Annotated in this window: 17 protein-coding genes; 16 read left to right on the top strand and 1 reads right to left on the bottom strand. The window is 34.4% G+C overall.

From position 1 onward, the window contains the following. Nucleotide 1: 1 nt before the first annotated feature. The 7 genes from KQA_RS0209305 (at nt 2) to KQA_RS0209275 (ending at nt 9,390) form a co-directional block, all read left to right on the top strand. Nucleotides 2–490, top strand: coding sequence for a hypothetical protein (locus tag KQA_RS0209305; protein WP_010180404.1), 489 nt, complete (start codon nt 2–4; stop codon nt 488–490). Continuing rightward, nucleotides 487–771, top strand: a complete 285-nt coding sequence (locus KQA_RS0209300; protein ID WP_010180402.1) for a hypothetical protein — start codon at nt 487–489, stop codon at nt 769–771. The genes KQA_RS0209305 and KQA_RS0209300 overlap by 4 nt, the downstream gene beginning before the upstream one ends. An 8-nt stretch (nt 772–779) precedes the next feature. Further along, nucleotides 780–1,379: a C2H2-type zinc finger protein gene (locus tag KQA_RS0209295; protein WP_010180400.1), complete on the top strand. Its 600-nt coding sequence runs from the start codon at nt 780–782 to the stop codon at nt 1,377–1,379. 76 nt (nt 1,380–1,455) lie between these two features. Next, complete coding sequence (locus tag KQA_RS0209290; RefSeq protein WP_029209540.1) at nt 1,456–3,771, top strand: SAM-dependent methyltransferase; 2,316 nt, start codon at nt 1,456–1,458, stop codon at nt 3,769–3,771. Then, nucleotides 3,771–4,193: a hypothetical protein gene (locus tag KQA_RS0209285; protein ID WP_010180398.1), complete on the top strand. Its 423-nt coding sequence runs from the start codon at nt 3,771–3,773 to the stop codon at nt 4,191–4,193. Before KQA_RS0209290 ends, KQA_RS0209285 begins: the two co-directional genes overlap by 1 nt. Then, the gene (locus KQA_RS0209280; protein WP_029209539.1) at nt 4,190–8,443 is read left to right on the top strand and encodes a strawberry notch C-terminal domain-containing protein; all 4,254 of its coding nucleotides are present in this window, start codon (nt 4,190–4,192) and stop codon (nt 8,441–8,443) included. Before KQA_RS0209285 ends, KQA_RS0209280 begins: the two co-directional genes overlap by 4 nt. Further along, nucleotides 8,440–9,390, top strand: coding sequence for an AAA family ATPase (locus KQA_RS0209275; protein WP_010180396.1), 951 nt, complete (start codon nt 8,440–8,442; stop codon nt 9,388–9,390). Before KQA_RS0209280 ends, KQA_RS0209275 begins: the two co-directional genes overlap by 4 nt. A 5-nt stretch (nt 9,391–9,395) precedes the next feature. On the opposite strand, the gene KQA_RS0209270 is transcribed toward KQA_RS0209275, so the two are convergent. Then, nucleotides 9,396–9,959: a hypothetical protein gene (locus KQA_RS0209270; RefSeq protein ID WP_010180394.1), complete on the bottom strand. Its 564-nt coding sequence runs from the start codon at nt 9,957–9,959 to the stop codon at nt 9,396–9,398. A 218-nt stretch (nt 9,960–10,177) separates the two neighbouring features. Between KQA_RS0209270 and KQA_RS0209265 the strand changes: the two genes are divergently transcribed. The 9 genes from KQA_RS0209265 to KQA_RS0209225 all read left to right on the top strand — a co-directional run bounded on the left by KQA_RS0209265 (nt 10,178) and on the right by KQA_RS0209225 (nt 16,274). Beyond that, nucleotides 10,178–11,194 (top strand): hypothetical protein, encoded by a 1,017-nt coding sequence (locus KQA_RS0209265; protein WP_010180393.1) that lies wholly within the window; start codon nt 10,178–10,180, stop codon nt 11,192–11,194. A 22-nt stretch (nt 11,195–11,216) separates the two neighbouring features. Then, a complete protein-coding gene (locus KQA_RS0209260; protein WP_232285876.1) occupies nt 11,217–11,501 on the top strand; it encodes a hypothetical protein in 285 nt (94 codons plus the stop codon). A gap of 2 nt (nt 11,502–11,503) precedes the next feature. Continuing rightward, a complete protein-coding gene (locus tag KQA_RS0209255) occupies nt 11,504–11,815 on the top strand; it encodes a hypothetical protein (protein WP_010180389.1) in 312 nt (103 codons plus the stop codon). 3 nt (nt 11,816–11,818) lie between these two features. Further along, nucleotides 11,819–12,397 (top strand): hypothetical protein, encoded by a 579-nt coding sequence (locus tag KQA_RS0209250; RefSeq protein ID WP_010180387.1) that lies wholly within the window; start codon nt 11,819–11,821, stop codon nt 12,395–12,397. 3 nt (nt 12,398–12,400) lie between these two features. Then, nucleotides 12,401–12,652 carry a hypothetical protein gene (locus tag KQA_RS0209245; RefSeq protein ID WP_010180385.1) on the top strand — a complete coding sequence of 84 codons (252 nt, stop codon included), beginning with the start codon at nt 12,401–12,403 and terminating at the stop codon, nt 12,650–12,652. Between the two features lie 10 nt (nt 12,653–12,662). Then, nucleotides 12,663–13,175, top strand: a complete 513-nt coding sequence (locus KQA_RS0209240; protein WP_010180383.1) for a hypothetical protein — start codon at nt 12,663–12,665, stop codon at nt 13,173–13,175. A 61-nt stretch (nt 13,176–13,236) separates the two neighbouring features. Further along, nucleotides 13,237–14,271, top strand: a complete 1,035-nt coding sequence (locus KQA_RS0209235) for a nucleoid-associated protein (protein ID WP_010180381.1) — start codon at nt 13,237–13,239, stop codon at nt 14,269–14,271. A gap of 2 nt (nt 14,272–14,273) precedes the next feature. Beyond that, a complete protein-coding gene (locus tag KQA_RS0209230) occupies nt 14,274–15,476 on the top strand; it encodes a hypothetical protein (RefSeq protein WP_029209538.1) in 1,203 nt (400 codons plus the stop codon). 375 nt (nt 15,477–15,851) lie between these two features. Further along, complete coding sequence (locus tag KQA_RS0209225) at nt 15,852–16,274, top strand: hypothetical protein (protein WP_010180377.1); 423 nt, start codon at nt 15,852–15,854, stop codon at nt 16,272–16,274. The last annotated feature ends 42 nt before the right edge of the window (nt 16,275–16,316 follow it).

Genomic DNA, 16,316 nt, shown 5'->3' with positions numbered 1-16,316 from the left:
TATGACCTTACTAAAAGGAAAGTCTTCCCTTAGCAAAAAGCTAAAGGAAGCGGTAGCTGATTTGTCTGTTGACATCTTTGGTTATGAGAAAACGGTTAGAAGTAATATCATAAACCATACTTGTTGGTATAGTGATAAACTCCGCATATCAAGTGAACGATTACAACTTAGAATTTTTTTACATCGAGGCAGTGTCAAAGCTTTTTTGCATGATGAAAAAAGAGCCCTAATGGTTTTAACTCCTAAGGAGCTAGTGCCTTTTTTTATGGATACCTCTTTGGTCGAACTCGATGAAAGGCTTTCTAAAAAAGTGGTTAGTGGTATAGTTTCTTATTTAAAGAATTATGCTACTAATGAAAATATTCCCTTAGAATATTTACGAGTTAGAATTGGTGTTAAGGAGCAAGAAATTCAAGTCAACATGTTTAGCTATGCTACGCATTTAGAAACCATTCCGTTAAAGCAAATCATTAAATATTTTAAAAGATGAGTGATAGAAAAGGATGGAAATTGGGAGAAGATTCTTCTATGAAAATGATTGTTTGGTTTAAAGATGGCAATGTACGTACCATGTACTCGATTGATTGGAAGCACAAATTTTCCAAGCAAAAAGACCAACAATTGGGAATGCAACGTTTTAAAAAGCTCATCAAGAAATACGGTGTATTAGCAGGTACTATTGCTATTTACGATAAGCAATCTGGTGAAGTTTTAGCTAAGTTCTATGAAGGAGATGAGAAATCCTTAGCAGTAGAAAATTCCTTCAAATAAGTGGTCACATGAAAAAACTCATTCTTAACGAAGCTTTTGGAATTTTTGCTCTCAGTTTACTATTAGTTCCCCAAGTAGCGCATACCGTTTATGTTTTTAAAATTAATAGTCAGTACCATGCTCCTTGGTGGAGCTGGGCGTATGCCCTCGGTGTCGATTTAGCCGTTTTAATTTTTACTGTTAAGGGATGGAAAAAAGTAGCGATAGCTTATTTCTTCGGTACGTTAGCTCACAATTTAGTATATCAATTCTATCCAGAAAGTGTTTGGAGTGCGTTACTGATTTGTGTGATGCTATCGGCAACGATATTCAGTTTTAGTCATCTATTTTATTCAGGGGATAAATTGGGAGCTACTGAAAATACTGAAGTTCGCAGCGAGTCCTCGCTAGAAGTAAAGCGTATTCACGCAATCCTAGAAGCAGGAATCCAAATAGAAATGAAGCCTTTTAAGTGCCCTGAATGTGGAGAGTGTTTTGCTATTGCCAAGCAACTGAATGGGCACATCAGTACCCACAAAAAACAAGGCGAATGGTTTGCAGAAAATTATGGTGATTACGAAACCAAGAACCTAGAGCGTGAAGCCTTAGTTAAAAAAAGTTTCTCCTAGGAGGTACTTAGGTACCATTATGAACTTTTAAAAAAGAGTACTAGTGCGGTACTTTTCGCTGAGAAGTACCGCATTTATGAATTTAGAAGTTGTAAAAAATAGTGTTAAGAATCGCTTGGAATTGAAATTTCAAGAAGAACTTCCTAAGGCACTTGCTATTTACTTAAAAGAAGTTGGGTTTAAAGAATCCTTTAGCTCAACAAAAGAATGGTATGCAGATCTGCATCCAGCATATATGACTTATGCTAATGATCTAAAAGAGGCGATTACTAATGGAGATTCATGGGAAGCCATTCCACTTCGACCTTCTTTTTCTTCTTCCTTAGAAAACATAGATCAAAACAAGTTTAGTGTAGTTACTTTTTGTTTTAATACATCCGATGGTACAAGAGAGGAAAGTTATGTAGTATTTGATTCTTATAAAAAGGTTGCTTACGCAATAGCGCAGAAGTTTGGAGAGGAAAAGTATCGAGATAGTTTACAAGAAATAAAAGTCTTTCCTAGAAACTATAAAAAGAGAGCTCGTCAACTTTTCGGAGAACAGAAGATTGTCACTACCATCGAAAAAACTTCTCCTAAGGAGGTAGAAATACCAACTCCACAAGAAGTCCAAACAGCACTTGATTTAGAAAATGAAGCTCCTACAACCACCTCTAAACCCAAGGATATTTTCTTACGAGGATATCAGGTACGGAATGTGTTAGTACCCATAAAGGCTAAAGAGCCTTTTCAATCTGGAAATATTACCATTGGTGCTACTCAGTTTCTAAAGCATCGTTTTAAGGAGTTGTACAACATTTCGAATGAAGATTTATCTAAAGCGTCAGCAGTACAGCTATTTCAATTGATACAACTATCTCATCCGACGGATTACGATATCGATGTGAATCGATCTTCGTTGCTTAGTGAATGGGATAATAGAGGGGAAAGTGTTTTTAAAGAAATCGGTTTTCCAACGGATCTGAATTACCCTTATGTAAATATTAATACAACATATAAAAGTGTAGAACGCTTAGAAAAAGTACTTTTTAAATTTTCAAGAACTCCTTCGTGGTGGGGTGTAGCGGATAATTGGCGACCTGTAGCAGATATTGAAAAGGGAATTGCGCTTACAGAAGAAGTTTTACAAGAGCTTGTAGAACAGCAAGAGGAATACACAAACTCTAAAACTCGAAAACCTAAATCTAACAAGGAATCCAAAGAAAAATATCGAGAACTACAATGGGATATTGAAAGAGTAGAGGCTTCGAAACAGGTTCTACAAGAGTATTTAGATTCAACAGCAAGTCAAGAAAAGCCTAGTCCTAAAGAAACTCTGCAACAAGAAGAGCTAAAAGCTACAAAGCAAAATTCTCAAGAAAATAAGGATTATCTAGATCGTGTGGTTGCCACAATGCACGAACATTTTGAAAAGGACGAACGCTTGTCTAAAAAGAAAATAGAAGCCCTTAAAGAAACTACAGGTTCTCCAAATCTAGGTATGCTGTGGGAAGCAGTAGAACTAAGTTGGCTATTGTGGTACAAACAATTATATCGAGAGCCTATTTCTTTTGAAGCTAGACTGCAAAAGATAATTCATTTTTGGGAGAAGGTACAACCTACTTATGCGTATTCCGATAGTAGCAAAGAACTCTACAAGCAGTATTCTACTCCATGTCCCATTGGGGCCATGATTGCAGAATATACCAATATGAAAGCTGCTGATCTCATTTTCGAGCCTAGTGCAGGAAATGGATTATTGGTTATGGGCGCTGATCCTAATAAGACTCATGTTAATGAGATTGATAAGAGTCGAAAGAAATCTCTGAGGTTTCAAGGGTTTAAAGAGGTTACTAGGCTCAATGCCGCCGAGCCTTTTATTCCTTCTATGACTAAAGCCTATGATGTGGTGGTCACCAATCCACCATTTGCTAAGTGGGAAGCTTCGGAGTTTGATAAAATGCGCATCATCCATAAATATTTTGGGAAGCACCATATACTACCAAGACATCTGAGATTGGAACATTTGATGTCAGCTATTGCCCTAAACAGTATGAAGGATGAAGGAAGAGGTGCGCTTATGCTAATGGGGCATGTGTATTTTGATAACTATGGATTCATAGCCAAATATCGTCCTTTCTTTAATTGGTTATACCGACACTATTATGTGGATGATATTATCAATCTCAATAGTTTTAAGCTTTACAATAAACAAGGAGCAGTAACACAGACTATGCTAGTGCTTATTAATGGGAGAAAGTTGATACCCAATGGGGTTGCACCTACCAAACATGAAACTCCACATTTAGATAAAGTCATCGATAGCTTTATGGATTTATGGGAAGAAGTAAGTCTTCACCTTAGACCTAGTGTACCTACACTTATTCAACAACTAAAAACAGCACAACTTTAATGATATACTATAACCCACAGCTGATGCCAGACGATGCAGCTATCACTTTATTTATAGTTTCAAATCCAGAGAGTTTTGAACGTTATGAAGATCACGAAGCAGCCCTTCATTTCCATCTTAATGAGCTTATCAAACAAGCTATAGCCGAAGGCGAAATGCCTATTGCTTTAATCGAAGATTATTTAGAGGTAAGTTACAATGATGGTAATATGGTAAATGAGATTTCAGATTTTCTGATGCATACCGATACCATGCAATCCGCTCTTGGAATGCTAAAAGAAAGCTGGCATCAAAAGCAAGGAGATACAGTAGAAGAAGGATTATTCTTCGGACAAGGGATATCTGAAGAAGAAATCACGCAAAAATATGCTCAAATCACCCTACGTAGCTATTTAGAAACTTTAAGTGCTTTTGGAAAATGAATACAACCACTATTGAAATCCAAGAAGAAACGAGTGTAGACAAAGCACAAGTGAATGCTATTGTTGCTGAACAAAGTGCATTAGTTCCTTATGAACCTAAATCGCAAGCGACTTTTCGCATGGAAACCTTGATTCCACGAAATATGGCTTATGAAGTACAGAAGTCTATGAACCGCCTAGTCAAGGAAAAAGGAAATATAGATCATTTTGTTCGTAATCAGTTGAAATACGATTCTACTAAGAAATTATGGAAAGCATTAAGCGCCGAACAAGTAGATGCGGTGGGATTGTATTTAAAGCAATTTGAGAATGAGCAAGGAATCATCATTGCTGATCAGACGGGAATTGGAAAAGGAAGACAAGCAGCAGCAGTAATTCGTCATGCAGTTATGCAAGGTTACTTACCTGTATTTTTTACTAAAAAGCCAGATTTATTTACCGATATGTATCGAGATTTAAAGGCAATTGGCTTTGACGATATTCATCCTTTTATCTTGAATACAGATAGTCAGGCTCGAATTAAGGATGCTGATGGAACTGTCATTTATAGCCCTTTATCTAGTAAGGAACAATACGAGCTTATTGCTAATGAAATGGAATATCCTACGGAAAGCCAAGAGTCTATGGATTGGCATCGAAAAGTGGGAAAGAACCTTCCTAATCCATCAACGCATCCTACGGTTTCTATTGCAGAACCCATTGATTATTTACCAGAAGGATATGATATGATCTTTGCTACCTATTCTCAGATTCAGGCAGCACATCCCTATAAGCGATTATGGTTAGAAAGTTTGGTGAGCCGAGGAGTTGAAGGAAGCAAAAAATATAAGCGAGTGGTTTTCATTTTAGATGAATCTCACATGGCAGGAGGTTTCGAATCTAATATTGGTACATGGATGCGAAAGGTATTACCAGACACTAAAGCTTGTTGCTTTTTAAGTGCCACTTTTGCTAAATATCCAGAGGTGATGCCATTTTATGCTAAGAAGACGGCAATTTCAGAGACAGGGCTTACTGATGGAGCATTTGTGCGATCAATGACTAGCGGAGGTTTAGCCTTACAAGAAATTGTAGCAGCGAATCTAGCAGAAAGTGGGCAATTGATTCGTAGACAACGTTCTAATGAGGGGATCAAAGTAGATTATATCACCTTAGATAAAGAACCACAACGTAGTAAAAATAGAGAAAGTGTCAATCGAATCATTGTACTGATGAATGAGGTGGTGCAATTCGAGCGAGAATATGTAGCTCCGATTCTTATCGAAATTCACTCCGATGCTAAAGCTCAAGGAGAACATTTAAAATCTAAGCCTAGAGGGCTAGGGGTGAAACAATCTCCTTACTTTTCAAGAGTATTCAATATTGTAGACCAGATGCTTTTTGCGTTGAAGGTAGAAGAGGTAGCAGATTTTACAATCAAGCTTCTCAAGGAAGACAAAAAAGTAGTGATTGCTTTTAAATCTACGATGGGGTCATTTTTAAAAGACTTGAATTTAGTTAGTGGAGATGAAATTCCTAAAGAAGATATTGATTTTGTTAGGACGCTAGTTAAAGGATTAGACGGAATATTCCATTATAACTATACTCAAATTGATGGCACTAAAACTAAAGAGAAAATTCCTTTAGAAGTATTACCAGAAATGGGGCAAAAAGCCTATCACGATCTAAAGAAACGAATGCTTTTAGAAGCTTCGGGTCTTAATATTTCTCCTATTGATGCATTGATTCACAGCATTCAAAAAGCTAAGAAACCAAAGTATTTAGGTGGTCATAAAGAAGCGTATTTTAAGGTAACTGAGGTTACAGGTAGAAATCAACGTGTCAACCTTTCAGAAAAGATACCTCGTGTAGAAGCTTTTCGAAGTAATACAGAACGTTCTTTCCGACTTTTTAATAGAGGGGAATTTGATGTGTTGTTAATCAATCAAAGCGGTAGTACAGGATCATCAGCTCATGCGAGTAAAGATTTTAAAGATCAACGTCAACGAGCCATGATTGTACATCAGTTTGAGTTGGATATCAATACCGAGATTCAAAAGCGAGGTCGTATCAACCGTACAGGACAGGTGGTAATGCCAGAATATTACTACATCACCAGTGATATTCCTACAGAAAAGCGACTAATGACTATGCTAAAAGCCAAGCTGAAATCACTAGATGCCAATACTACAGGTTCTCAAAAGACCAATGATGAAACACTAAAAAGTGCAGACTTCTTAAATAAATATGGGGACATCGCTGCTTGGAACTGGATAGATGAAAACCCCCAGTATTTAGAGCGTTTAGGACATCCTACGTATTACAAGAAAACAGGCAAGTATGGAAATATTTTCTATGAGCGTCAAGAAACTAAGCAAGGGGCTATTCGACAATTGACTGGTAGAGCAGGACTTTTGAAAGTAGAAGACCAAGATGCTTTGTATGATGATTTACTAGAACGCTATCAACATCAAGTAACTTTAGAGAAGCAACAAGGGACGTATGATTTAGAAACGGAGTTTTTACCATTAGATGCAGCAATTAAAAAGCGTTTTCTATTTCAGAAAGGAAATGGAGGAACAACGCCTTTTGGAAAAGATACTGTTCGTGATGTTACTATCATCAATAATTTGAAGAGACCATTTACCAAACAGCAAGTGGATGATCGTTTGGAAGAAATCCTTGGTGGAGAAAAGCCACTCCAAATTCGATTGCGTCAAGAAGATGTGCTGAATCAAGAGTACCCTAAGCTTATTGAAAAACGAAAGGCAGCCAAGCTCCAAGTGATTGAACGTTTAAAAGCGGAGCGAGAGCAATTGCCAAAGCGAGGAAGTGGTACTACTGTAGAAGAAAATGAAAAGATACTTGCGGACTGGAATCGTCACGAAGAACTGATTCACCAAAAAACAAGGGAGCTAGCTACTTTTGTCGCAGGACTAGAAAATATACAGCGAACGATTAGTCGTTATTTGAACTTCTGGGTGATTGGCGATGTAGTGAAAGTACCTTTTGTTGGAAGTACGTTGACTCCCTCATGGGGAATATTTCTTGGTATGAGTATTGGGAAAGGGAAGAATCCATATACCTATAGCAATATACATTTCAAATTTGTAGTTGCAGATTCTAGAAAATTATTGACGTATAGTTTACAACCTGCCGAGCAAGCTTTTATCAGTCAGATTTACACAGCAAGTAGAGATATTACCAAAGAGGATATTCAGTATGTGCAGTTGGAATGGAATGCACTGATAAAAAAAGCTTCTTCCAAAAGAGAGCGACGCCAAATCTTAACAGAAAATATCGTTGGTGCTTCAAATCAGATTGGAACGCAAAACAAACTCATTAAGTTCAATACTAAAGATGGGTTGATTAAGAATGGTATACTGATGTCTAGGGAATATGGTAAGGATGGGGAAACAGAAACGGCACTACTTTCTATTGGCGATGCGCTATCAGTTATTTCCACTTTAGAAGTCGATGATTTCTTTAAAGATCATGAACTAGTTTTTACCATCAAGCGAATTAGTGCTAACTATTTTCAGGTGTATCTAAACAAGGCACAATTGTATAAAGCTGCTTTAGACCCCTTACTTCGAAAGCTTATTAAAAAAGAGGAAGGTCAGGATAAAGATGAGTTAGCTGATTTTGTTCAAAATGCTGGAGAAATGACAGCAGCATTACATCAGGAAAATGTAGCAGCCTTTTTAAGGCGTCTGAATTTCTATGGAGTAAAATATATGGGAGCAGCTAAGGAATTAGAAGATTGGGAAATAGAAAACGAAACGGACTGGAAAAACAAAACTGCTTCTCAAAAAGGAAAATATCAATATGAACTGGGAAGACCTTATGGACAAGAAAGTAATCCTGCAGCTGGTTTTGTGAGTTACCAGGAACCTGATCAAATATATCCGAATGGTATAGTAGTATATAATCGCTCACTATCAGATAAAGAGCGTTACAACTATTCATTAATTCCCATTTTTAAAAGTGCTGAAATCCCGTACGCTCAATGGAAAGCAGCTACGTTAGCTGGAGCTTTAAAGAAAGATTATAATACTATAGTTCAAAAGGCGATGGAGTTATCGCTACAAGATGCTATTGAAAGTTTGGGATATTTTATTTTGAATCACCCTCATGAAGATGGAAACCCTGAATTTGTATTTGGTAGGTATAGTCCACAAGAATTAGGAAGGGTCTTTTATGAAGATACCATAGCTGCCATTGCCGATATAGATGAACTTATTAATCAATTACAACTTGCTTTACGATGAACCATTTAAAATTAGATATCCCCGAAATAGAACAGATTCCAAATTTTATGAAAATTGTGGATGATCTTAGTGTTGGAAATAATGCTTTCTTAGTGGGAAGCGCCGGAACAGGAAAAAGTACCCTCGGAGAAAAAGTAGCCTACGCACTTTTCGGTCGCAATGAAAATGATGGAAAACGGCTTCCTTTTGTGACGGTGAATTGCAATCAATGGACTTCTCCCATTGATATCAAAGGAGGGCAGACCATGGAAGGCTATAAAGAAGGGGCTTTGATAGAAGCATGGCGCGATGGTAAAATTCTCATTTTAGATGAGCTGCCCAAGCTCGATCCCAATACCGCAGGATTACTCAATGATGCCTTAGCTAAAAGCGCTAAAGAGAAAGCAATCATTTTCAATGGTAAAAATGAACCTATAAAGAAGCATCGGAATTTTGGATGTATTGCCACGGGTAATGTTCTTGGGAAAGGAATGAGTACCAATTATATAGGGAATAATAAGCAAGATGCTTCTTTATTAGATCGTTTTAGTGGAAGTATTTACAGAATTGGTTACAATGAAACCTTAGAGCGATCTGTTGTGTATCCTGCGGTTTTCAATATTTGTGTAGCCATTAGAAAAGCGATTCTAAATTACGAAGGACGATCTATTAGTGATGATGATACGGAGGATATCATGACCCTTCGTACTATGCTGAACCTAGAGCGCATCTACGAGTTAGAGATGAAACGAGAAACGGGAATGAAAGATGAGTTTGGAAAAACCTTTCGTAAAATTCCTAATGGTAAAACTTTAAAAGATGCGATTGAGAGTTATTTCTTAGCTATAAATCTAGAAAAAGCAAAGCATATCAAAGAAGAAATCAATTTGGAAACCTTTTTGAATTCATATAAAGGAAGTACTATGAAACAGGAGTTTATTACCGAGTTTAAAAGGAGGATTGGTTAAATATATTATTGCGAGCAAAACTGAGGAAATTCAATTCTAGGAACTTTTTTGAATTTGTTATCTAAAGAATCATTCAGCCATTCTAAAGTTTTTTGAACATATTTTTCTTGAGCTGTTGTTACAAAACCTTTAGTTTTATAAAATTGTAAAACACTATTTAAGAAGTCCTTGGATTTTTTGTTGTATTGCTTTTCAATAGAATAATTCAGCCAATATGAGGCTGCATAGACTTTTTGTAAATTTCGGGGAGCTAAATGGGGAAATTTGGCTTTAGTAGTTTGAATTAATCCAAGTAATCTTTTTTCTTGCTGTGGAGTGATAATAAAAAATTTAGAATAATACTGATAAATATCTTCGATTTTCCAATAAGATATTCCTTTAAAGTCTTGTAATTTGTTTTGTCTTAATATTAGATATTCTAAAGGAGGCATTATTCTTACTAATTCGTTGCTAGGGTTTTTAGTGCTTCCCATAGAGTTAGAAGCCAAAGAAATAACACCTCTTGTTAAATCAGGAATTTTTTCATCGTAATTATAGATTTCATTTTTGACCTTTTCAATACATGTCAAGCTTGAAATATATCTCTTATTGGTTTGAGTATCTATTAATAGAATTCCCTTCTTTAATAATTTATTGGAATTGCAAAAATAGCAGTATTCATCTTTTTGAAAGTCAATATGGATCTTCCTGTACATCAATCGATTTTCGATTAAATATATCAACAAGCGTACTGAATTACAAAATAAAGACCTTTTAAAAATTCGGTTATCTCATAATTTTAAAACAAGTGAGACGACCAAAGAAACATACCATCAGCAAAAGGCAAGAAACCTACCACTATTTACAATTCAATAGTATAGTAGATTTCCATGCTTTTTGTAATGTTGAAATTCAGCAGTTGAACGCTAGCAATAAAGAGGTTTGGAATCGTATTGAGGGTGCCGCAAGCGAATTCATACAGCAAGGAAAGAATTGGTTTGGAACACCAATTCCTAAAAGTGTAGATGAATTAGAGAATCATCAACAGTTTTTAGGAATGTATTTGCTTGAGAAAGTACGTCCCAAACTAAAAGGAAAACTCGAACCTTATCTATACAAGTTAGCAGATCAAAAGCTTCTAAAACCAAAACTTGATTACAACAATAAAGGTTTAGGAATATTTTCTTTCGATAGAGCGGCTATGGCACTATCGAAGCAATATGCTATAAATACATCAGCACCCATCGATACTAGAATCAGTCAGATGAATGTGGAGTTACAAAAGATATCATTTCATACTTCAGTTAAGGAAGTTTATACTTCTTTTTCTCAAAAACAAAATCAACTTCCAGCGATAGAACTTTATTTATTAGCTGGAGCAAATGCGCAGTTGGGTGGAGATCAATTATTGTATGTAGGACTGGCTTGTGGTGAACTTGTAGATTTTTTAGAACAACGTCAAATCCCAGTTCAGGTAAATGTACTTCTTGGTACGAGTTTTAATACACACAAGCTGATGAATGTTGTTTGTGTAAAACGTTTTCAAGATCCATTAGATAAAAATCAGCTGCTCTTATTGGCTTCAGATCCTAGATTCTTTAGGTATAAAGGTTTTAAAAGTCTCATCTCTATATCAAATTATTTTGGACTTAATATCCCAAATAGTTTAGGGAGTATCGAAAGTAAGATGGGGAATGAATTTGTAAAGCAGATCAACCCTAAAGCTTTTGTTTTTGAACAAAGTTACTCTATTGAAGCAGCCGTAAGAGAGGTCACTACCATTCTAGAAAATTACAGTTCCAATAATCCTAACACTCATGCTTAAAAAAGAAGTCATCAATATCATAATGAATCGAGCCATTGAAATCAATAAAGCAACACCAAATCAGTGTCGAGATTTTAGAATCATGATTTCTAAAATGCGTCCTGATGCCTTGATTTTACAATGGAACTGTATTGATCTTACTGATTTTGATAATCCGAAACAATGCTATCGCTACGAATGTTTCGAATTAGATGGAACACCGCAACTTTGTTCTATTCATTACAGTAACCAAGAAGAAGCAAATGCTTTTTTCTGGTCTTTAGAACCTGTATATCAACAACAATACGCCATAGATCACACCTTATAATTATGTACAAAACTAAAGATTTTACTCCAAAGGAACTCAAAAAAGTAAGTATTACCAATCAAAAAGAAATCAAAGAACTCACGGGAAGCCCTCTTGATTTAGTCAAAGCTTGGGAAGTGATTCGAAATAATTCAGGACACTTTCAAAAGGCTGATGATAAAGCCTTAGAGGCTGACGCCTTACTCTACGAAATTTATCAAAAGAGCAGTAAGTCTCCAAAATCAAAAGATACCCAAGAATACCTACGAATCCAGGAACAAGAACGTGCTAGAGCCTTAGTCTTGTTAGAACTAGAATTACAAATAGCCGCATAACCCATGACGATAAAACAATTACAAGCACTGGATTTAGAAAAAGTGCAACCGACCCTTTTACAAGCTGCTGTCAAATCTTTATTAGAAGATTATGAAAATACAGCAGATAAAAAAGCCTTTGAAACAATTGCTAAAGAGAATATCGAGAAGGTCTATAAAATGGTAGAACGAAGCGCTCCTGAAGCTTTAGAAAAAGAAAAACCTAAGAAAGAGGGTACTTCTAAAAAAGAATCTAAGGATAAGGCTACCATCAAATCTATAGATGAAGATTTGAAGTTATTAGATGCCGATATTAAAGCTTGTCGAGCAAAGATTCGAGCATACAATGATGAGAAAAGAAAAGGAAAGCCCCAAAAGCCAAAACCAACTCGACATGCTAAGATTAAAGGTCATTTTATTTCTATAGCCAATCTGATTCCTCCTACTTTAAAAGAAAATAAAGAGGTACAAAAGGAAGCAAGAAAAATACTACTTAGAGCACATCGCAATATTATGAATACTTTCAAAATGAGTGACCTCCGTATTGAAAAAGGGCAGGAGCAGATTAAAGAAAAATTTGAAAAAGTAATTGATAAAAAGTAACACATGAATAAAAAGGTATTAATCATTACAGGAGCAGGATTGGCTATTGGACTGGCAGAAGCTCTGATCTATTATAATCTAGGTAAGAATTCCAATAAAGAGCAATTCAAATTTCAAGTGCCTAAAGGAAAAGAGCTACTGAAAACCACAGGTATTGTCTTAGCTACTTCTGTGGCTACTGCGGCATTATCTAGTATTATCGAAAAATCACTAGAATCTAGTGAAAACTTAACTCCCCAATTAGTAACCGCTTAATTCTAACTTTATGAAACGTATCGAACATCAATTATTTTTAAAGCGAAATCAATTAGAAGTATCCTTACTTTTGCAGCCCATTCAAGAGAAAATTGAGATTTTCAATCGTATGCAAAAGCTATTGGATACAGTTTCTGAATGTGAAAAAGGAAATTTACTGACTGAACTAGAAGCCTTAGATTTAGAAATTGTGGAAGATATCGAAGAAGAATATGCAGACCGCATGGAGTTCAACGAAATCGAGGAAGCTATTGCTGAATCTAAACCTGTTTTAGAAGAAGTAAAAGAAAAACCAATTGAATCCCAGAGGCCTATGCCCAAGAAACCTATGTTATCTCCAGACGAGAGGATTTTAGAACAACTTATCAAATCAGAAGAGAATGAGAATGTAAGTCGTTCTAAACTTAAAAAAATGGGGTTAGTTACTCCACTAGGTTGGGATACTACCATAGGGCAATTTAGAGTGGTGCGCACTAGTGTATTTAGATATCGATATTCTATAGTTACAAACTTTAATAAATAAGTCATATAACCTTTTGTATTTTAGAATAGTATGTTAGATTTATATTCATAATTTATTGAATATGAGTCTAAAAATTACTAGAGTTGTTGTACACCATTTAGAAAAAGAGGAACAAAGCACAAAAGCATCAATTGAATATTCTGAACATTTACTAAAGATTGATGCTTTTGCGAAGCAATTAATATTAGAGTTGCATAATTCTATTAGCGATAGCTCTAGTAAGAAAAATGCGACATTTAAAGAGAATGAGTCAAATAGTTTTAAAGATGATCTTTTAAAGTATTTAGATGATTCTTCTGATGATAGGTTTATCCAATTCTCTTATTCATTAGAAATCTTGAGACAGAAAATCCAGAAACAGAATTTTGCGAAAGGTGGCTATTTCCTTTTTTGTGATTATAGTGTAGATTCCAAACATTTTGTTATGGTTGTACTTTTAAGAAAGCGATCAGGGATTAATATCATTAGAAAAGAAGATAATTATATATTAGATAAAACTGAGAATGTAAATATTGAGAAAACAGCAATGGCTGCTCGTTTGAATTTTACAATATTTAAGTCTGAATTTGACGACAGAAAATATCTTTCTATAATTACAACACAAGCTGATGGAAATGTATCTGGATATTTTAAAGAATGGATTTTAGCAGATGGGTTAATCAAGAATAGTGAGAACACACAACATCTAATAAATTTACTTAAGACTATTGACCCACCTTTGGATGAAAAGGGAGATTCTATTGATCAATTAGAATTTCAAAAAAGAGTGCATGATTATGTGAAAACAGAACACAAAGGGAAAGTCAATATTTATGATATCTCATCTCATTTTTATGGAGAAACTCTTTCTTCGAAAATAAAGGATTATGCAGAAACCTCAGGAGTTGTAATTGATCCTGAATTTAAGGTGTCCGGCCAACATTGGAAAAAGTTAATAACGATAAGAGCGAAAGTTCCAGGCATTGAATTAAGAGTCGATTTAGATAAATTAAATTCAAGTAATGTTGATGTAAAAAGTGATAGGATAATTATTTATTCAGATAAATTACCAAGTATAATAAAAAGAGAAAAACAAGTGCTTATTGAAAATGCTTGAATATGATGAGTAATTATCAACAAGATTTAGAAAATTTAGTAGATATTATTAATGACCAAGAGATTTTTAAAGAGAAAACTTTTAACGGTTATCAAATAGTATTTTCAATCTTAAAGGATAAAATTAGAACCAAAAGTTTATTGAATAAATTCTTTTTTTTGGAAGAATTAATCAACGAGACTTATGAAATAAATCTGATTAAATCAAGATTAGATAATTTTAAGTTCTATTACAATGAAGAAAATTTTGTTTCAATTTTTGACATACAAGAGGAAAATTCAAATCATTTAATATTAAAAGCACAATATTCTAGGTCTTCAGATAATAGAATTCAAAGCTCAAAGCTTTTTACCGAAAATTTCATACAGTTTTATGAAATAAAAAAGTATTTATCAAATAATCATGATTTCACTCCATTTGTTGATGAGTCAAACAATTCATTTACAATTATCAGTAAACAGAATGGAATTTTTACTGTAGGATACACTCTTCCTAGTTTTAAGTTTTTTTATGAAAAAGAAATGAGTGGAAAATTAGACCTATTAAAATCCAATTTTAGTAAAAAGGAATTTATTCATTTTTTTAAAGAAAATGTTATTACGGTCATACATTCATATGGTGAGTCTTTAAGATTTTCAGCTCTTTTAGAAAACTTAGAAGCTCTTATAAGTTTAACGGATAGGGATTATGAGACTTATGTAGAAAGCTTTGCTTTCGATAAAGTTAAGACTGAGTTTAAAGAAGAAAGACAAAAGTATTTCGAAGATATTGATAAAAATATAGATTCAATAAGTAAGCAAGTTGTTTCGTTTCCTTTAACCTTTGCTGCTTCTGTTTTTGCAAGTTACAAAGTAAAAAATGATCCTAAAATCCTCTTATTGATTTTAATTGCTTACCTTCTTTATACTATAATTGCATTCTTAATTTTAAGAATTACCAAATACAATATTTCCTGTTTAAATGAGGATGTTTTAGAAGAGGAAAAATTAATAAAAACATCCTACAATAAAATCTATGAAGATTTTAAACGTGATTTTGAAAAAATTAAAGTTAAAATCTCAAACCTTAAGTTAATATTGAGAGCTCTATTTATTACTCTACTTTTCTTATTCTGTTTATTTTGTTTTTATACATGCTACAGAATTAATTTGATTGAGTATTTTGAGAAATTAGGAACTAAATATTTACATTTTTTTTGTGTCTAGGCAACCGTTTTTTGAGCATGTTTAACCTTTAAGATTAAGATAACTAATGATAATCTCAAATTAGTTCATTCCTCTATCAATACTTAATACTATAAATTCTTTCTTTTGTAGACTCAGCATAATTAATTACTTTGGTCTAAACCAAATTAGTAACCCATAGGAAAGAGAATAGAATTTTAACATATAAATAGTTCACGTAGCGTTTCGCTATAATTCTGTTCGAGAAAACGACCAAAAAAATTGTAACAAGAATTATAAGCAGAACGCCCGCTTCGTTTATGGGGTGGGCTTCTCTTATTTGTTACAGGGCATTTGGTCGTGCCTCTCGGACAATAAGTTGAAGTTCCGCCTTTTTCTTTTGCAAAAATGAAGCTTATGACCAAGGCAATACTTGTTTTAAACGGTTTAGAATTTTCTGTTTTAAACCCAACATCTTTTATAGTTCCCAAATCGAAATCTATGGTACATCAAATGGCTGTTCCTTTATTTGGAGACTTACACCTTCACTTAAAAATAAAAGAAAGTAGTATTTCAATTTTAAATAATTTAGGCGAAAAGGGGATTCCTATTAATGGAAAAATTTCCGTGTTTAGGACAAAAGATTCTGGTGATAAAAAACTTTACGATATTGAATTTGAAAAGGCTAGGCTAGAAGTTTTTTTGGTTCATTATGATCAAGAGGAGCAGCCAGTTTATATAGAAATATGCTTGATGCCAAGGGTACAAAAAGTGGGTAATATTATTGTTAATAGAGGATTAAAACCGAATCTACAATCCAAATTGGCTATTTCGGAGTGACCATGCCAGTGATTTCGGTCAAACAGTGCCACTCATAGAGGT

It is taken from the genome of Aquimarina agarilytica ZC1, assembly GCF_000255455.1.
In the GTDB taxonomy this organism is placed as follows: Bacteria; Bacteroidota; Bacteroidia; order Flavobacteriales; family Flavobacteriaceae; genus Aquimarina; species Aquimarina agarilytica.
Note: the sequence above shows the minus strand (reverse complement) of the source record. Positions and strands in the feature narration are given on the sequence as shown.